This is a genomic window from Nonomuraea sp. NPDC049504 (assembly GCF_040676845.1).
Taxonomy (GTDB): Bacteria; Actinomycetota; Actinomycetes; order Streptosporangiales; family Streptosporangiaceae; genus Nonomuraea; species Nonomuraea salmonea.
In genome coordinates this window covers 76,448-91,911 of sequence record NZ_JBFAPT010000021.1, presented here as the reverse complement: position 1 = coordinate 91,911, position 15,464 = coordinate 76,448, and the positions used below count along the sequence as shown (strand labels likewise).

Sequence of the window (15,464 nt, the reverse complement as noted above, 5' to 3'; positions counted from 1 at the left end):
GGCGTACTCCTTTGTCGGTTACGGAAGGTGACACCGTAGCAACGTTAGGGAGTCCTCAGCCCCGGATGCCAGCTCGACACGTTGTAGAGCTACTCTGAAAGACGTGAAGGGTCTTGGCGAGCTTGAGCGCAGCATCATGGACATCCTCTGGGCGGAGAGCACGGCGCTGACCGCCCGCGAGGTCGGCAAACTCATCGCCGACCGCGATCTCGCACCCACGACGGTCATGACCGTTCTCGACCGCCTCACCCGCAAGGGCTTTCTCGAGCGCACCCGTGACGGCCGCGCGTGGAGATATCAGCCGGCCGAAAGCCGCGACGCATACATCGCCGAGCTTATGCTGGAGGCGTTGGACCTGACGGGCGACCGATCGGCCGCCCTGACCCGCTTCGCCCAGGCCGTGTCGGGCACGGAGGCGGAGATCCTGCGCAGAGCCCTTACGGAGCTGGAGGACGAGTGATCACGGCAGCGGTCCTGGCAGCGCTCGCGTTGGCGTGCGCGGTCGGCTCCTGGCGTTTCACCACGGCCCGGTGGACCTCCCGCGCCCCCAGGCTGGCCATCATCGTCTGGCAGTCACTCGGCGTGTCCTGGGGCCTCGCCACCACGGGCGCCATGCTCGCCTTCGCCGTCCAGCCCTATGGCACCGGCGTGATCCCCGGGCTTCTCGCGTTCGCGCGCGGGGAGACGCCCGCGCAGGCGTGGGACCCGCTCCACGTGCTGGCGCTGATCGCCGGGCTCACCGCGCTCGCGGTCCTGGTCGCGGTGCTGCTCACCGCGGGTGTGCAGGCGCTGCGGGCCCGCCGCAGGCACCGCGTGCTGCTCGCGTTGATCTCCCACGACGACCCGGGCGTGCCGGGCGTGCGGGTGCTCGACCATCCCAGCGCCGCCGCCTACTGCGTGCCGGGGCTGCGCTCGCAGGTCGTGGTCAGCGAGGGCGCGCTCAAGCTGCTGTCGGAGGACGAACTGGCCGCCGTGCTCGCTCACGAGGCGGCCCACGTACGCGAGCGCCACGACCTCGTGCTGCTGCCGTTCGCCGCGCTGCGCAGGGCGCTGCCCTGGTCGAAGGTGGTGGCCGACGCGCAGGCCCAGGTCGAGCTGCTGATCGAGATGGCCGCCGACGACCGCGCCCGCCGCTACTGCTCGCCACGCCGGCTGGCGACGGCGCTGCTGCGCTTCGGCGCGTCAGGGGCGATGCCGACGCCCCACGGCATGCTCGGCGTCCACGTCCACAACGTCATGGCCAGGGTCGATCGCCTGGTCAAGCCGCTGCCAGAGCTGACCATGACGGTCCGTTCCAGCTACATCGCCCTGTCTGTGACGTTGGTCACGAGCGCTCCGCTGCTCTGGTTCTTCCAGCTCTAGCGCTTGCAGCTGTTAACCACTCTGTTTGCAATTGCAAGCAGGGCGAGGCAGACTATGAGGCATGGCACTACCCAAAGTCGGCTCGATCGGTGAATACATCCGCGATCAGCGGCAGCAGGCGAAGATCTCGCTGCGCCAGCTCGCCGCGGCGGCAGGGGTGTCCAACCCCTACCTGAGCCAGATCGAGCGCGGCCTGCGCAAGCCGAGCGCGGAGATTCTCAACCAGATCGCCAAAGGTCTGCGCATCTCCTCGCAGGCGCTCTATGTGCAGGCGGGCCTCATCGAGGACCGTGAGCCGCCGAGCGACGTGCTCACCGCGATCAGAGCCGACTCGCATCTCAGCGAACGTCAGCGCCAGGTGCTGATCGACATCTATGAGTCGTTCCGCAAGGAGCATCCCGCCGAGGACGAGCAGACCTCCCAGAATGCCCACCCCCGGCGCGACGCCGATTCGGACGACGAGCCGCTGCCCGAGGAGTTTCTCGCCGCTCTTGAGCCCTATGCGGCGACCTCACGCAACGGCAACGTCACCCAGGAAACCAAGGAAGGTTAACCCATGACGCTCGCCACCGAGGTCAAGAAGCTCACCGAGTCCAAGCCGTTCTACGCCGTGGCCGGCGTCGGCGACTTCGCCGTGGAGAAGCTGCGCGAGCTGCCCGAGCAGCTGCAGAAGCTCCAGTCCCGCCGCTACGACCTGGCCAAGGACCTGCCGGTCAAGGCCCGCGAGTACGCCGACAAGGCCGAGGGCATCGCCAGGGAGCTGCCCGAGAAGGCCCGCACGTACGCCGACACGCTCACCCACAAGGCCACCGAGGTCTACGACGAGTTCGCCACCCGTGGCCGCCGCGTCGTCAGCAAGACCACCGGCGAGGCCGCCCTTGAGCTGGAGGAGGTGTCGGTGGCCGCCGAGCCGCCCGTCGCCGAGCCGGTAGAGCCGGCCAAGAAGCCGCGCGCGACCCGCGTGTCCGGCACGGGCAAGGCCGCCAAGGCCTGACCCATGCCCGCGGCCCGTCTCCCAGCGCGGAGGCGGGCCTTTCCTTTCCGGGGTGCCCGCGGGTCGGGGGCGCCTATTAGGCTGAAGCCGTTTGGTTCGCGGCGTTGGGCGGAGACGACTACATGAACATGATCTACGGGGTCTTCAACCTCCTCTTCCTGGTGCTCGCCGTGGCCATCCTCGGCATGGCGGTCTACGCGCTGGTGCACGCGCTGCGGGTGCCGGCCAACGCCTTCGTCGCGGCGGGCAAGCTGCAGAAGAACCTGTGGCTGCTGATCCTCGCCCTGGCCACGCTGTTCTCCGCCGCCGGCGCGCTGAGCTACTTCCAGGGGTTCATGATGGTCGGCGGCAGCGGGTTCCTCGGCATCGGGCTCGGCATCTTCTCGATCGCAGCGGTCATCGCGGCCACCGTCTACATCGTCGACGTGAAGCCGGCCGTCAAGGGCATGGGCGGCCGGGGCAACAGCGGCCCCTACGGCCCCTGGTAAGCCCTCTGATGAGCCTTGAGCTCGCCGGCCAGCCAGGCGGCCAGCCGTTCGTGGCCGGCGCGCGTCGGGTGGATGCCGTCGGGCAGCACCGCCTCGCGCGGCCACGTCCTGAGCATGGGGTCGAGGAAGGGCACCTTCCCGGCCGCGGCGGCCTGGGCGAGGGCGTCGCGCACGCCGTACGCGCGGCGCGGCGGGTCCTCCAGCCAGATGGGGCCCACCATGACCGTCCTGGTCTCGGGCCAGTGGGTGCGCACCTGGGCGAGCAGGGCGGTGGCGGCGCGGCGTACGTCGTCGGGGCTCCAGCGGCGGTCGTTGTGGCCGCCGGAGATGACGAGCAGGTCGGGGGCCGGCCGCCAGGCCAGCTCAAGCTCGTACGAGCGCCGGAACGTGCGGCCCGCCCGCCCGGCGTTGCAGAAGCCGGTGCCGCTCGCGCCCGCGATGATCGGCTGCCAGCCCATGAGCCTGGCGGTCTGGGAGGCGTAGCTCTCCCAGCGCGGCACCGGCCCTGACCCCACGGCGAAGCTGTCGCCCACGAACATCAGCACGGGCGCGGGCAGCCGCGCCCCGAGCGGCGGGTCGGCGACGTCGCCGCAGGCCGGCAGGGCCAGCAGCACGAGGACCGCGGCGCTTCGCGTCAGGCTCCGCATGACCACCCCAGGGCACTAGGCTGCCGATATGAGCACTGATCTCCACGGACGCACGCAACGACTGGAGTTGTCCGACCAGAGTCTGCGTGACTTCGAGGCCGTCGTCCTGGACGCCACACCCGAGGGCATCGTGCTGAGCAGGTCGGCATTCTATCCAGGTGGGGGCGGCCAGCCGGCGGATCACGGCGTTCTGATCTGGCAAGGCGTCGAAACCCGCATCGTCGGGGTGCGCAAAGGCGACGATCTCTACCTGATTCCGGCGGAGGACGATCCGATCCCGCCGGCCGGCACGGTCGTCAGGGGCGCGGTGGCCGACGAGCGGCGCTCGGCGCTCATGCGTACGCACTCCGGCCTGCACGTGCTGTGCGGCGTGGTGTTCAGGGACTACGGCTGCCTGGTCACCGGCGGCAATATGGACCCGCTGAGCGCCCGCATGGACTTCAACCTGCCCGAGGTGCCGCCCGGCTTCAAGGAGGCCGTGGAGCACGCCTGCAACGCCGAGATCGCCGCCGACCGGCGCATCGACGTGCGGGTGCTGCCCAGGACCGAGGCGTTCGCCATCCCCGACATCGTGCGCACGGCCACCAACCTCGTGCCCGAGAGCGTGCAGGACGTCCGCATCGTCGACATCGTCGGCCTCGACACCCAGGCCGATGGCGGCACCCACGTGGCCTCCACCAAGCAGATCGGCCGCATCGAGGTGGCCAAGGTCGAGAGCAAGGGGCGCGGCTTCCGCCGCCTGCGCATCCGCGTCGCCGACTAGCCGATCACCTTCTCCAGGCCGTCGAGCAGCGGCGTCAGGCCGAACTCGAAGAGCAGGTCGAGGTCGAGGTCGAAGTCGTCGCCCAGCTCCTCGATGAGCCGCGTGAAGGCGGGATGGCGGCCCGACGCGGTGAGACCCAGCAGCGCCGGATATTGCGCGTCCATCCACTCGTCGGCGGTCATGCCGGTGTGGGCGCGGGCCCGCCGTTCGAGCTCCAGGTTGGCCGCCATGCCCTGCACGTAGCTGAAGAGCAGGGTGTGCACGTGCATCTTGGTCACCGGGTCGAGGCTCGTGCCGGCGAGCGCGCGCATCGCCCACTCGGCGTGCTCCAGCAGCGCCGGTGAGGGCATCGGCCTGGTCAGTGAGGTCGTGCCGGCCACCCAGGGGTGGGCGCGGTAGACGGCCCACTGCGTCCTGGCGGCGATCTCCATCGCCGCCCGCCAGCCTTCGGGCGCCTCCTGCGGCAGCGGGAAGTCGCCGATCACCGCGCCCACCATGAGCATGACCAGGTCGTCCTTGCCGCCCACGTGGCGGTAGAGGGACATGGTGGCGACGCCCAGGCGGGTGGCGAGGCCCCGCATGGTCAGCTCCTCCAGCCCGTCCTCGTCGGCGATCTCGACGGCCGCGCGCACGATGCGCTCGCGGGTCAGGTCGTGCTCGTGCGACGCCGGCCTGAGCTTGGGGGTGCGGCTCTCGGCCACGACGGTGCCCACCCTGGGCTCGGCGACCACGACGCCCTCTCTGGCCAGCAGCGTGAGCGCCTTGGCGGCGGTGGCCAGGGCGACGTTCCAGTCTCTGGCGAGCTGCCTGGTCGAGGGCACGCGCTCGCCCGGGCGGAGCCTGCCGTCCGCGATGCGCCGCTTGATGTCGGCGGCGATGCGGGCGTGGGGCGGGACCGCGTCGGCCATCGATTTCCCTCCTGTACTAGTACAGATCCTTCCTACTATAGCTTGCTACCAGCTGTATGTACTGCATACATTCACGTCTGCGTACAACGTCAACTGCGAGGAGCGACACCATGAGAGTCCTGGTTTCCGGTGCGGGGGTGGGCGGTGCCGTGCTGGCCCACTTCCTCGGGCGCGCGGGGGCGGAGGTGACCGTGGTCGAGCGGGCACCGGCCCCGCGCGAGGGCGGGCAGGCCATCGACGTCAGGGGCGCGGCACTCACCGTCGCCGAGCGGATGGGGGTGCTGGACGAGATCAGGGGCCTGCGCACGACCATGCGCGGCATGTCCATGGTCGACAGCCACGGCACCGAGCTGATGCGCGACACCGAGCAGACGGTCAGCGGCGGCCGCTTCGACAGCCCCGACGTCGAGATCATGCGCGGCGACCTGATCGCCGTGCTCACCGCCGCGAGCCCGGCCCGCCGCGTCCACGGCGACTCGATCGCCACCCTGACCGAGGACGGCGAGGTGACGTACGAGAGCGGCGGCCACGACCGCTACGACGTCGTCATCGGCGCCGACGGCCTGCACTCGAAGGTGCGCGCGCTGGCCTTCGGCCCCGAGTCGCGGTACGTGCACCACCTCGGCCAGTACATCTCCATCTTCACCGCCGACAACTTCCTCGGCCTCGACCACTGGCAGACCTGGTTCACCGAGGGCGAGGCGGGGGGCGTGGTGTTCAGCGACCGCGACCCGGCGCGGATGCTGGTCAACCTGGGCTTCGCCGCCGAGCCCTTCCCGTACGACCACCGCGACGTCGAGGGCCAGAAGCGGCTGGTGCAGGAGCGCTGCGCCCACGTGTGGGAGGCGCCCAGGCTCCTCGAAGCCATGTGGAAGGCCGGCGACTTCTACTTCGACGCCATCGCCCAGGTCAGGATGGACCGCTGGAGCACCCGGCGGGTGGCGCTGGTCGGCGACGCCGCCTACTGCGCCTCGCCGATGTCGGGCCAGGGCACGAGTCTGGCGATGGTGGGGGCGTACGTGCTGGCCGAGGAGCTGATCGCGGACCCGCTGGGCGCCGGAGAGCGCTACGAGCGGCGCCTGCGGCCCTTCGTCGCGGCCAACCAGGCGCTCGCCGTGGAGAACCCTGGCGGGCCCGCCTCCCCGGAGAGCGTGCAGCGGGCGGCCAACGCCATCACGCTGGACTGACGGTACAAACCGCTACGATGTCCCGCCATGACGGGTTTCAGACTCACGTTGACCGCCCTCGCGGCCACCGCTCTGACGCTGACCGCAGCCTCAGCCGCAGCCCCGGCCGCAGCGGCGCAGGCCGGGATCACGGACGAGGTGACGATGACCCTCGGCAAGGACGGCACCCTGCACGTCGTCGAGAAGATCGGCGGGGCGTCGGGAGAGCTCAAGCGGACGTTCCTCACCCGGACCCGCTACGACGACGCCAGCGACCGCCTCTACCAGATCGCCAACGTCAAGGGCGGCACCCTGTCGGGCGACGAGCTCACCGTGACGGGCCAGACCGTCGAGTACGACGTCAAGGGCGCGGTGACCCCCTCGGGCGACGTCGACGAGCTGCGCTGGTTCGCGGTCGGCGGCTGGAACCAGCCCGTCACCAAGGCGACCGTGCACGTCAAAGGCCCGGGCCAGATCCAGAGCCTGTCGTGCTTCGCCGGTGAGCTGACCTCCGCCGTCGGCTGCACCTCGGCCTCGATGAACCACGAGGCTACCGAGGCCGAATTCGAGCAGGACGACCTCGCGTCAGGCGAGACGCTGACCGTCGTCGTCGGCTACCCCGAGGGCGTCACGGGCGCCGAGCCCATCCTCGACCGGCGCTTCTCCCTGTCGGCCGCCTTCACCCTCGACGCCATCACCGGCGGCGCCCTGACCGGCCTGCTGGTGCTGCTGCTCGGCGGCATCGGGCTGCTCTACTGGACGCGCGGGCGCGACGCCAGGGCCGCGGGCCACGAGGGCGGCCCCATGGCGGCGGTGCAGAACGGCCACTTCACCCCGCCCGACGGCGTCCGGCCCGGCCAGATCGGCACGCTGGTGGACGAGCAGGCCGACGTCGTCGACGTCACCGCGACCATCGTCGACCTGGCCGTCCGCGGCTATCTGCGCATCGACGAGCAGCCGCGGCAGACGTACGACGCGCCCGACTGGATGCTCGTCAAGCTGCCCAGCGCGCCCGTGGACGCGCTCCTGCCCTACGAGCGGGCGCTGTACGACGCCGTCTTCGAGGGCCGCGACCACGTGCTGCTGTCGCAGCTGACCGGCTCCTTCGCCAGCCACCTCGGCGAGGTGCGCGACGCGCTCTACGCCGACGTGGTCAAGCAGGGCTGGTTCGCCCGCAGGCCCGACACCGAGCGCACTCGCTGGACGACGCTCGGCGTGGTGCTCATCGGGGTGGGCCTGCTGGCCACCGTCGCGCTGGCCTGGTTCACCACGTACGGGCTGCTCGGCCTGGCCGTCGTCATCGCGGGCGGCGCGCTGGCGGCCGGCGGGCAGTACATGCCCGCGAAGACCGCCAAGGGCTCGGCCGCGCTCGCCCAGACGATGCGCTTTCGCCAATATCTGTTCTCCGGCGAACTGGGCGACGTGCCCGAGCAGCACCGGGTGGAGCTGTTCTCCCGCTACCTGCCGTACGCCGTGATCTTCGACGGGGTCGAGCACTGGTCGCGGGTGGTGGCCTCCGTCACCGGCAACGGGCAGCGGGCCGACAACCTCTACTGGTACCACGGGCCGGCGGAGTGGGACCTGTCCAAGTTCGCCGGGTCGATGCGCACGTTCACCACGACGACCTCGGGGGCCATCTCCGCCACCCGCCAGTTCCGCAGCCTCTAGCGCACCCGCAGCTCGCCGACCGGGCGGCCGCCGCCAAGCACGGCGGGGGCGCCCAGCTCGGCCAGCTCGGGCGCGTCCAGGCCGAGCGAGCGCAGCGCCGCCACGGTGACCGCGACGCGGGCACGCGGCGAGCCGTCCTCGATCTTGACCGTGCCGGCCCTGCCGTCCTCGAAGGCGAACGCGTCGAACGCCTCGGCCCCGGCCTTCAGCATCAGGCCGGGCAGCGCGCGCATCAGCTTCGCCTCGGGCCGGTCGGTGCCCGACGTCCACTCCGGGTAGCTGCGCATGGCGTCGAAGATCTTGCGCTCGCAGGAGTCGGGCGACGACATCGGGAACGCGCGGAACGCCTTCGTCACCCCGAGCATCGAGACGAAGAACAGCGGCGCACCGCACCCGTCCACGCCGGAGGCGGCGACCCGCTCGCCGGTCAGCTCCTCCACCGTCTCCCTGATCGCGCGCTGCAACGGATGCGCCGGCTCCAGGTACGTCGTCAGCGGCCAGTCGTTGAGCGCGCAGGTGGCCAGCATGGCGGCGTGCTTGCCCGAGCAGTTCATGTAGACCCGCCCGCGCTCGGTCACCGCGCGGTCGAACGGGTAGTCCTCAGGGCACAGCAGGGCCGACTCGTCCAGCCCGGCACCCGCCAGGATCTTCCTGACGCCCTCCACGTGGAACGGCTCGCCCGAGTGGGAGGCGCAGGCCAGCGCCAGCAGCTCGTCCTCCAGGTCCAGGCCGGCCCGGAGCATCCCGAGCGCCTGGAGCGGCTTCATCGACGACCGTGGCGAGGCCGGCACGTGCACCGCTCCCCTGGTCTCGACCGGGCGCCCCGCGGCGTCCACGGTCAGCATGCGGGCCAGGTGAGTGGACTCCACGAACCCGGACCGGACGACTTCCACAACCATCGACATGTTCTTAACCCCTTTCGACACGAGTGTATGGAGGGGTTTGACCTGGTCCAGAATGGGATCCCATGCGAGCAGTCGTACAGAGAGTCAGGTCGGCCTCGGTCGAGGTCGAGGGGCGCACGGTCGGGGCCATCGCGGAGCCCGGCCTGCTGGTCCTCGTGGGGGTCACGCACACCGACACGCGCGCCGAGGCCGCCAAGCTCGCCGCCAAGCTGTGGGGGCTGCGGCTCCTGCACGGCGAGAAGTCCTGCTCCGACGTGTCGGCGCCGCTGCTGGTGATCAGCCAGTTCACGTTGTACGGCGACGCCCGCAAGGGCCGCCGCCCCACCTGGCAGGCCGCGGCCCCAGGCCCGGTGGCCGAGCCGCTGGTGGACGCCGTGGTCGAGGAGCTGCGGGCGCTCGGCGCGCACGTGGAGACGGGGGTGTTCGGGGCCGACATGCAGGTGTCCCTGGTCAACGACGGCCCCATCACGGTCGTCCTCGAGTTTTAGCGGATGCGGCGGCGCAGCGACGGGTCGATGCTGACGTTACGCCCCGCGTCCGGCGGCACGACGACCTCCTGGGCCGCCGCCACCCCGCCGGCCAGCAGCGGCGCGTCGATCGGCACCGTGCGCTTGACCACCGCGAGCGCGATCGGGCCCAGCTCGTGGTGGCGGGCCGCCGAGCCCACCACGCCGACCTCCTGGCTCTCGAAGATCACCGGGGCGCCGTGCGGGGGCAGCGTGTCGACGCTGCCGTCGAGGTGGAGGAAGACCAGGCGGCGCGGCGGGTGGCCGAGGTTGTGCACCCGCGCCACCGTCTCCTGGCCGCGGTAGCAGCCCTTGCTGAGGTGCACGGCCGCGCCGATCCAGCCCACCTCGTGGGGGATCGTCTTGTGGTCGGTCTCGAACCCGAGCCGCGGCCGGTGCGCCTCGATGCGCAGCGCCTCGTACGCCCACAGCCCCGCCAGCGGCCGCCCGAGATGCTCGGCCAGCTCGGACCGCGGCACCAGGAAGTCCTCGGACGCCGTGGAGAGCACCGCGAGGTCGTCGGCCCGCGACACCTCGACCCGCAGCATGAACCGCATGCGGTCGAGGTAGTCGACCAGGCTCTGCCCGGTGCCGGGCTCGACGTGGGCGAGCATGGTCTCGCCGTCGTCGACCAGCGTCAGGTGGTGCTGCACGCGGCCCTGCAGGTCGAGGTCGAGCGTCTGCGTCCACTCACCTGGACGCAGCGTGTCGAGCTTTTGCGAGGTCAGATCGTTGAGCCATTTCAGCCGGTCGGCGCCGGAGATGCGGACGACCTCGCGGTTGCTGCGGTCGACGACCGCCTCTCCCTTCGCCAGCGCGCGCTGCTCGGCGAACAGGTCGCCGTAGTGGGCGGCTACGTCGGAGTCCGGCGCGTCGGCGGCGACTGCGCCGGGGAGATCGAGCAGAGGGCTACGCATGCCTTCCAGGCTATCCGCCCGGCCGGTCGCTTTTTCGCCGGGTCAGCGGCAGTCGCGGCAGCGGCCGAACACGGTCAGATGATGGACGTCGGCCACGAAGCCCATCTCCTGGTCGAGCCCCTTCACCAGGCCCTCGGCCAGCTCGGGACGCACCTCGAACACCTGGTCACAGCCCCTGCACACCAGGTGCACGTGGTCGGCCTCGGCGGCCAGGTGGTAGGTGGGGGCGCCGTGGCCGAGGTGGGTGTGGGTGACCAGGCCCAGCTCCTCCAGCAGCTCCAGCGTGCGGTAGACGGTCGAGATGTTCACACCGCGCGCCGTCTCGCGCACCTTGACGCAGATCTCCTCCGGCGTGGCGTGCTCAAGCTCCTTGATGGCCTCGAGGACGAGCTGACGCTGCGGGGTGACCCGGTAGCCCTTGGCGCGGAGTTCTTCGTGCCACTGCGTCTCCGTCATGCACCGAGTCTATGCCGCGACGATATTCACTTGCCCGTTTCGCGGCAGACCGCATAGCTTCGTTGGTACGCGGAAAGGAGGTGGTCCGAATAATGGTTAGTCATAGTCGGGCTAGCGAGGTGGTTGTCCGCTGACCTCGCGGACTGTTGTCTCGTGACGTCAGCGAATACGAGGCAACCACCGGGGCCCCTGACAGCCGGAGGGCGGGACGTCTGATCCCGGCCATTGGTCCATCCGGCCCGCCCGCAGAGCGCGGCGGAGTGTTGTCCGGGGCCCTTTTTCATGCCCGCCCTCGGCCGGAGCCTCAGTGCTCCCCGCGGGCGGGCACTCCCAGCTTCTCGCACGCCTCGCGGTAGAGCCGCACGACGGCCTTGCGCGCCTGGGCGCGCTCGGTCAGCGTCTCGCCCCACGGCACCCGCACCCGCTCGCCGCCGTCGATCGTGAACGTGATCGCCTCGGCGTCGACGTCGCTCGTGACCGCGGTGCCCGCGTCGGGCCTGCCGCCCAGCGCGCGCACGATGAGCAGGCCGTCCTCGGCGTGGTCGTCGTTCATGTGCCGCTTGATCGCCTCGACCACGTCAGGGGTGAACGGCGTGCTCATCAGGCGACCTTCTTCAGCTCTGCCGACATGTGGTCGGTGAGCGGGTGGCCCACGGCGGCCATCTCGTAGGCCCACATGAGGTTGCCGTTGACCAGGCCGTAGAGGCGGTGGCCCGCGGTGTACTCCTTCGCCGAGGCGGTGCGGGCGACGACGTCGGTGCGCAGCTCGATCTTGTGGAAGACGACCTCGCCGATGTAGATCTCGACGATGCCCGTCGGGTGGGAGAGCACGACCTCGATCTGCCGCTCGGGCAGCGAACGCCAGTAGCCGGACTCCGTGGCGAGCGGCCTGACGCGGTTGCCCGCGTCGTCGAGCAGCCAGGTGCGGCTCACGTAGGTCAGGAACGGCTTGCCGTTGTGGCCGAACTCGATCTCCTGGCCGAAGTTGAAGCTCTCGATCGTCGGGTAGCCGCCCACGCCGGCGCCTTCCCACCGCCCCAGCAGGAACGCGATCGGCTCCAGGCCGGGGTGCAGCTCAGGTTCTTCCATGGTGTCCAAGACTAGTGGCGGCGACCGGTGGCGGTGGAGCTGCGGGGCGTTAGGGTGGCGGACATGGCACGATCACTGGTGATCAAGGTGACCGCGGGGGCCGACGCCCCCGAGCGCTGCAACCAGGCGTTCACGGTCGCGGCCGCCGCGCTCGCGAGCGGCGTACCCGTCTCCCTGTGGCTGACCGGGGAGTCGTCGTGGTTCGCGCTGCCCGGCCGGGCCAAGGAGTTCAGCCTGCCGCACGCCGCGCCGCTCACCGACCTGCTCGACGCCCTGCTCGCGGCCGGGCGGGTGACGCTCTGCACGCAGTGCGCCGCCCGCAGGAACATCACCGTCGACGACCTCATCGACGGCATCCGCATCGCGGGCGCGCCGGCGTTCGTCGAGGAGGTCACCGCCGAGGGCGTGCAGGCGCTGGTCTACTGAGTCGGCTACTGATCGCTTGACGGCAGGGGCTCGCCGGTCTCCAGCAGGGTCTTGAGGCTGGAGACGATCTCCGGCCAGCCCTGGCCGACGCCTTCCCTGATCGAGCTGCCCGGCTCGAACCCGCCGTGCACGACGGTCAGCCTGACCAGCTCGCCGGCCTGCTCGATCTCGAACGACACCGTCGAGCGCGCCTCCTTGGCCATCTCCTCCCGCCCTTCCGGGCTGAGGCCGACGAGCTCGGCGAACTCGGGCGTGATCGAGTGCCACGTGTACGCCAGCCGCCGGTGCGGCTCCGAGGCCACCACGACCTGCTCGGGGTCGGCCATCCTGACGCCCTTGTACGTCCAGGTGACCGCCGACCCCTCCCGCCAGTCGGACTCCAGCTCGACCCCCCAGTAGCGCCGGGTCCACGCGGGGTCGGTGAGCGCCTGCCAGAGGCGCTCCGGGGTGGTGCGGATGTAGGTCGTGTAGACGACGTCCTGATCCATGGGACGTTCCTCCAAGGCCGTCTTGAGGTCCGCCAGGGCGCCTGCCCGGTGGCGGTCGTACCGGTTGATCCAGCGTTCGGCGATGGCGTTGATCGGTACGGCGTTGAGGAAGTGCAGCTTCTCCCGCCCGCGCCGCACGGTGGTGACCAGGTTGGCCTCCTCCAGCACGGCGAGGTGCTTGCTGACCGACTGCCTGGCCATGTCGAGCCCCGCGCACAGCTCGCGCAGCGTCTGCCCGTCGCGGGCGTTGAGGCTGTCGAGCAGGCGGCGGCGGCTGGGGTCGGCCAGCGCCCTGAACACGTCGTCCATCGTTTCGCCATCCTGACATGCAGCCGTCCGGCTGCCTATCGCCAAAATAGGCAGCCATACGGCTGCCTGTCAACCGGGGAACAACCAACGGCCCGGCTCCCGCAGGCGGGAGCCGGGCCGGAAGGGGTAAGGGGAAGGGAGGGATGCGAGAGAGTGCGAGCACAACCCTTCAGCGGCGCGCCGCGGACGGCGGAGCCGCAGACGGCAGAGCCGCAGACGGCAGAGCCGCAGACGGCGGAGCCGCAGGTCGCGGGGCCGCGGACGGCGCAGCCGCGGACGGCGGAGCTGCAAGCGGCGGGGGCGCGGGCGGGGCTGGGGGTGTCCTGCTGGGTCAGTGTTGCTGCTGGAGGACCGTGGTGAGGCGTTCTTGGCGGAGGGCCTCGTAGCGGGTGTCGTCGAGGGGGGCGAGGTCGCCCACACGCCACGACAGCAGCAGGTCGGCCAGGCCGGGGTTGCGGGCCAGGGCGGGGCCGTGGAGGTAGGTGCCGACGACGTGGCCGGCGTAGCAGCCCTCGAAGCCGTCGCCGTTGCCGGTGCCGACGATCGTCTTCGACAGCGGCTTGACGCCGGGGCCCAGGCGGGTGACGCCCATGTGGTTCTCGAAGCCGGTCAGCGTGGGGATGTTGAGCGCGGCGTCCACCTCGGCCACCAGCTCGCCCACCGCACGCGCGGGACCGCGCGCGCTGGAGATGTCGAGCAGGCCGATGCCGTCGACCGGCTGGCCCTCCTCGCCGCCGAACGTGCTGCCCATGATCTGGTAGCCGGCGCACACCGCGAGCAGCGACGCCCCCCGCGCGACGGCGCGGTGCAGGCCGCCGTCTTTACGCAGGCGCCCTGCGGCCAGGATCTGCGGGCGGTCCTCGCCGCCGCCGATGAGGTAGATGTCGCCGGTCTCGGGCACCGGGTCGGCCGAGCGTACGTGGATCGTCTCCGTCTCGATGCCCCGCCGCTGCGCCCGCTGCTCCAGGACCAGCACGTTGCCCTGGTCGCCGTAGGTGCTCAGCAGGTCGGGATAGATCCAGACGATGCGAAGGGCGCTGTCAGACGGCACGGCCGAACTCCGATCGGATCTGCTGGAAGGCGGTGTAGTTGGCGATCACGTCGACCCGGCCGGGCGGCTGCATCGCCAGGGCCTCGTTGAACGACTCGCACAGCGTGAACGGCACCTCCGCCACGTCGAGCCGCAACGCCAGGTCGAGCCGGCGCTGGCCGGTGACGAACACCGGGCGCCCGCGCAGGATGCGGTAGTCGACGTCCCACAGCCACGAGGTGTCGCGGCCGTCGGGGCCCTGCGCGTTGACCGACAGGATGATCGGCAGCTGCGGGTCGGCGACGTCGAACGCCTCGAGCCAGCCCGCCGGGTTCTTCGCCAGCAGCAGCCTGGCGTGCCGGCCGTCGCGCTCGACCGTGGTGTAGCGGCCCGCGACGGAGGTGACCTCGCGCAGCCGGGGCAGCGCCTGCTCGACCGGCAGTCCGAACGCCTCGGCCACGGCCAGCGCCATCACCGCGTTGGAGCGGTTGGCCTGGCCGGGAAGCTGGATGTCGAGCAGCCACCGCTGGCCGCGCGGGTCGATCGCCGCATCGTCGTCGACCACCCACTGCGGCTCAGGACGGTGGAACGTGCACTCGCGGCACGCCCAGTCGGCGTCCTTGCGGTCGAGCGGGCCGCCGCACTCGGGGCAGCACCACGAGTCCTCTTTCCAGCGCTGGCCGCCGGCCACCCAGGTGACCTTCGCGGCCGTGGAGGCGCCCCAGGTGACGAGCGGGTCGTCGCAGTTGGCGATGACGTGGGTGGGCTTGCCGGACAGCGCCCTGCGCCACTTCTGGGCCAGCAGCCAGATCTCGGCCGCGCGGTCCATCTGGTCGCGGCTGAGGTTCATCAGGCAGACGACGCCCGCGCCCGTCGTGTCGAGGACCTCGGGCAGGTATTTCTCGTCGACCTCCAGCACGCCGTAGGGGGCGCGCTTGTGCTGGGAGAGCGCCGAGACGTGGCCGGCCGGCATGTTGGCGCCGAACGCGTTGGTGGCGACCTCGCCGAGCTCCAGCAGGGCCGAGGTGATCAGCCGGGTCGTGGTGGTCTTGCCGTTGGTCGCACTGACCAGAGCCAGCTTGCGGTCACGGGCCAGCTTGCGGAGGAGGTCGGGCTCAAGGAGCAGACCGACCCGCCCGCCGATCACCGATCCGTCACCGCGCCCTGTCATCCTGGACAGCGTGGCGGCACTGCGTCCCAGGGCGCTGGCGAGCTGGGCCCGCAGAGGAAGCTGGGTCATGTGCATGGATCCTAGTCCGGGTTACCGCCTGGTTCGGAGGGGCGCGCGAAAACCCCGCCCGGTTTGACCGCCCAAGCGAAGGTTCACCCCACCCGATCTCCG

General features: G+C 71.0%; 20 protein-coding genes. 10 read left to right on the top strand and 10 right to left on the bottom strand.

Annotation, left to right across the window (positions count from 1 at the left end):
- The first annotated feature begins 103 nt into the window (after positions 1–103).
- From AB0K28_RS34045 to AB0K28_RS34025, 5 genes are all read left to right on the top strand, one after another.
- Entirely contained in the window at positions 104–460 is a 357-nt protein-coding gene (locus AB0K28_RS34045) for a BlaI/MecI/CopY family transcriptional regulator (RefSeq protein ID WP_345395304.1), read from the top strand.
- Positions 457–1,362, top strand: coding sequence for a M56 family metallopeptidase (locus tag AB0K28_RS34040; RefSeq protein ID WP_364378013.1), 906 nt, complete (start codon positions 457–459; stop codon positions 1,360–1,362). Before AB0K28_RS34045 ends, AB0K28_RS34040 begins: the two co-directional genes overlap by 4 nt.
- A gap of 61 nt (positions 1,363–1,423) precedes the next feature.
- Positions 1,424–1,915, top strand: a complete 492-nt coding sequence (locus tag AB0K28_RS34035) for a helix-turn-helix domain-containing protein (RefSeq protein ID WP_364378011.1) — start codon at positions 1,424–1,426, stop codon at positions 1,913–1,915.
- A gap of 3 nt (positions 1,916–1,918) precedes the next feature.
- Positions 1,919–2,356 carry a hypothetical protein gene (locus AB0K28_RS34030; RefSeq protein ID WP_364378009.1) on the top strand — a complete coding sequence of 146 codons (438 nt, stop codon included), beginning with the start codon at positions 1,919–1,921 and terminating at the stop codon, positions 2,354–2,356.
- Between the two features lie 122 nt (positions 2,357–2,478).
- Positions 2,479–2,844 carry a DUF2516 family protein gene (locus AB0K28_RS34025; RefSeq protein ID WP_345395292.1) on the top strand — a complete coding sequence of 122 codons (366 nt, stop codon included), beginning with the start codon at positions 2,479–2,481 and terminating at the stop codon, positions 2,842–2,844.
- Here AB0K28_RS34025 and AB0K28_RS34020 read toward each other — a convergent pair.
- On the bottom strand, positions 2,829–3,491 hold the full coding sequence (locus AB0K28_RS34020; RefSeq protein WP_364378006.1) for an SGNH/GDSL hydrolase family protein: 663 nt from the start codon (positions 3,489–3,491) through the stop codon (positions 2,829–2,831). The genes AB0K28_RS34025 and AB0K28_RS34020 overlap by 16 nt on opposite strands.
- Positions 3,492–3,519: 28 nt before the next feature.
- Here AB0K28_RS34020 and AB0K28_RS34015 point away from each other — a divergent pair, with 28 nt between their 5' ends.
- On the top strand, positions 3,520–4,254 hold the full coding sequence (locus AB0K28_RS34015) for an alanyl-tRNA editing protein (RefSeq protein WP_364378004.1): 735 nt from the start codon (positions 3,520–3,522) through the stop codon (positions 4,252–4,254).
- Here AB0K28_RS34015 and AB0K28_RS34010 read toward each other — a convergent pair.
- Positions 4,251–5,162: a GntR family transcriptional regulator gene (locus AB0K28_RS34010; RefSeq protein WP_364378002.1), complete on the bottom strand. Its 912-nt coding sequence runs from the start codon at positions 5,160–5,162 to the stop codon at positions 4,251–4,253. The two genes, AB0K28_RS34015 and AB0K28_RS34010, sit on opposite strands and share 4 nt — an antisense overlap.
- Before the next feature lie 110 nt (positions 5,163–5,272).
- On the opposite strand from AB0K28_RS34010, the gene AB0K28_RS34005 reads away from it, so the two are divergent.
- Positions 5,273–6,349, top strand: a complete 1,077-nt coding sequence (locus tag AB0K28_RS34005; protein ID WP_364378000.1) for an FAD-dependent monooxygenase — start codon at positions 5,273–5,275, stop codon at positions 6,347–6,349.
- Positions 6,350–6,376: 27 nt separating this feature from the next.
- Positions 6,377–7,996, top strand: coding sequence for a DUF2207 domain-containing protein (locus AB0K28_RS34000; RefSeq protein WP_364377998.1), 1,620 nt, complete (start codon positions 6,377–6,379; stop codon positions 7,994–7,996).
- On the opposite strand, the gene AB0K28_RS33995 is transcribed toward AB0K28_RS34000, so the two are convergent.
- Positions 7,993–8,901, bottom strand: a complete 909-nt coding sequence (locus AB0K28_RS33995) for an asparaginase (RefSeq protein ID WP_364377996.1) — start codon at positions 8,899–8,901, stop codon at positions 7,993–7,995. The two genes, AB0K28_RS34000 and AB0K28_RS33995, sit on opposite strands and share 4 nt — an antisense overlap.
- 62 nt (positions 8,902–8,963) lie before the next feature.
- On the opposite strand from AB0K28_RS33995, the gene dtd reads away from it, so the two are divergent.
- Positions 8,964–9,389, top strand: a complete 426-nt coding sequence (gene dtd / locus AB0K28_RS33990; protein ID WP_364377994.1) for a D-aminoacyl-tRNA deacylase — start codon at positions 8,964–8,966, stop codon at positions 9,387–9,389.
- Here the strand turns inward: dtd and AB0K28_RS33985 are convergent.
- The 4 genes from AB0K28_RS33985 to AB0K28_RS33970 all read right to left on the bottom strand — a co-directional run bounded on the left by AB0K28_RS33985 (position 9,386) and on the right by AB0K28_RS33970 (position 11,869).
- A complete protein-coding gene (locus AB0K28_RS33985; RefSeq protein WP_364377992.1) occupies positions 9,386–10,324 on the bottom strand; it encodes a glycine cleavage T C-terminal barrel domain-containing protein in 939 nt (312 codons plus the stop codon). The genes dtd and AB0K28_RS33985 overlap by 4 nt on opposite strands.
- Positions 10,325–10,366: 42 nt before the next feature.
- Positions 10,367–10,780, bottom strand: a complete 414-nt coding sequence (locus tag AB0K28_RS33980; protein ID WP_345395277.1) for a Fur family transcriptional regulator — start codon at positions 10,778–10,780, stop codon at positions 10,367–10,369.
- A 304-nt stretch (positions 10,781–11,084) separates the two neighbouring features.
- A complete protein-coding gene (locus AB0K28_RS33975) occupies positions 11,085–11,381 on the bottom strand; it encodes a DUF2470 domain-containing protein (RefSeq protein ID WP_364377990.1) in 297 nt (98 codons plus the stop codon).
- Positions 11,381–11,869 carry an FABP family protein gene (locus AB0K28_RS33970; RefSeq protein WP_345395271.1) on the bottom strand — a complete coding sequence of 163 codons (489 nt, stop codon included), beginning with the start codon at positions 11,867–11,869 and terminating at the stop codon, positions 11,381–11,383. The genes AB0K28_RS33975 and AB0K28_RS33970 overlap by 1 nt, the downstream gene beginning before the upstream one ends.
- A gap of 63 nt (positions 11,870–11,932) precedes the next feature.
- Here AB0K28_RS33970 and AB0K28_RS33965 point away from each other — a divergent pair, with 63 nt between their 5' ends.
- Positions 11,933–12,295, top strand: a complete 363-nt coding sequence (locus AB0K28_RS33965; RefSeq protein WP_364377989.1) for a DsrE family protein — start codon at positions 11,933–11,935, stop codon at positions 12,293–12,295.
- A gap of 5 nt (positions 12,296–12,300) precedes the next feature.
- On the opposite strand, the gene AB0K28_RS33960 is transcribed toward AB0K28_RS33965, so the two are convergent.
- From AB0K28_RS33960 to AB0K28_RS33950, 3 genes are all read right to left on the bottom strand, one after another.
- On the bottom strand, positions 12,301–13,092 hold the full coding sequence (locus AB0K28_RS33960; RefSeq protein WP_364377987.1) for a metalloregulator ArsR/SmtB family transcription factor: 792 nt from the start codon (positions 13,090–13,092) through the stop codon (positions 12,301–12,303).
- A gap of 331 nt (positions 13,093–13,423) precedes the next feature.
- Complete coding sequence (locus tag AB0K28_RS33955; RefSeq protein ID WP_364377985.1) at positions 13,424–14,143, bottom strand: glutamine amidotransferase; 720 nt, start codon at positions 14,141–14,143, stop codon at positions 13,424–13,426.
- Positions 14,133–15,362, bottom strand: coding sequence for a MurT ligase domain-containing protein (locus AB0K28_RS33950; RefSeq protein WP_345395268.1), 1,230 nt, complete (start codon positions 15,360–15,362; stop codon positions 14,133–14,135). The genes AB0K28_RS33955 and AB0K28_RS33950 overlap by 11 nt, the downstream gene beginning before the upstream one ends.
- Between the last annotated feature and the right edge of the window lie 102 nt (positions 15,363–15,464).

Bases quoted from the DNA above. Each gene is read 5' to 3' on its own strand.
- AB0K28_RS34035 (WP_364378011.1), top strand. From the start codon at position 1,424: ATGGCACTACCCAAAGTCGGCTCGATCGGTGAATACATCCGCGATCAG.
- AB0K28_RS34030 (WP_364378009.1), top strand. From the start codon at position 1,919: ATGACGCTCGCCACCGAGGTCAAGAAGCTCACCGAGTCCAAGCCGTTC.
- AB0K28_RS34025 (WP_345395292.1), top strand. From the start codon at position 2,479: ATGAACATGATCTACGGGGTCTTCAACCTCCTCTTCCTGGTGCTCGCC.
- AB0K28_RS34020 (WP_364378006.1), bottom strand. From the start codon at position 3,491: ATGCGGAGCCTGACGCGAAGCGCCGCGGTCCTCGTGCTGCTGGCCCTG.
- AB0K28_RS34015 (WP_364378004.1), top strand. From the start codon at position 3,520: ATGAGCACTGATCTCCACGGACGCACGCAACGACTGGAGTTGTCCGAC.
- AB0K28_RS34010 (WP_364378002.1), bottom strand. From the start codon at position 5,162: ATGGCCGACGCGGTCCCGCCCCACGCCCGCATCGCCGCCGACATCAAG.
- AB0K28_RS34005 (WP_364378000.1), top strand. From the start codon at position 5,273: ATGAGAGTCCTGGTTTCCGGTGCGGGGGTGGGCGGTGCCGTGCTGGCC.
- AB0K28_RS34000 (WP_364377998.1), top strand. From the start codon at position 6,377: ATGACGGGTTTCAGACTCACGTTGACCGCCCTCGCGGCCACCGCTCTG.
- AB0K28_RS33995 (WP_364377996.1), bottom strand. From the start codon at position 8,901: ATGTCGATGGTTGTGGAAGTCGTCCGGTCCGGGTTCGTGGAGTCCACT.
- dtd (WP_364377994.1), top strand. From the start codon at position 8,964: ATGCGAGCAGTCGTACAGAGAGTCAGGTCGGCCTCGGTCGAGGTCGAG.
- AB0K28_RS33985 (WP_364377992.1), bottom strand. From the start codon at position 10,324: ATGCGTAGCCCTCTGCTCGATCTCCCCGGCGCAGTCGCCGCCGACGCG.
- AB0K28_RS33980 (WP_345395277.1), bottom strand. From the start codon at position 10,780: ATGACGGAGACGCAGTGGCACGAAGAACTCCGCGCCAAGGGCTACCGG.
- AB0K28_RS33975 (WP_364377990.1), bottom strand. From the start codon at position 11,381: ATGAGCACGCCGTTCACCCCTGACGTGGTCGAGGCGATCAAGCGGCAC.
- AB0K28_RS33970 (WP_345395271.1), bottom strand. From the start codon at position 11,869: ATGGAAGAACCTGAGCTGCACCCCGGCCTGGAGCCGATCGCGTTCCTG.
- AB0K28_RS33965 (WP_364377989.1), top strand. From the start codon at position 11,933: ATGGCACGATCACTGGTGATCAAGGTGACCGCGGGGGCCGACGCCCCC.
- AB0K28_RS33960 (WP_364377987.1), bottom strand. From the start codon at position 13,092: ATGGACGACGTGTTCAGGGCGCTGGCCGACCCCAGCCGCCGCCGCCTG.
- AB0K28_RS33950 (WP_345395268.1), bottom strand. From the start codon at position 15,362: ATGACCCAGCTTCCTCTGCGGGCCCAGCTCGCCAGCGCCCTGGGACGC.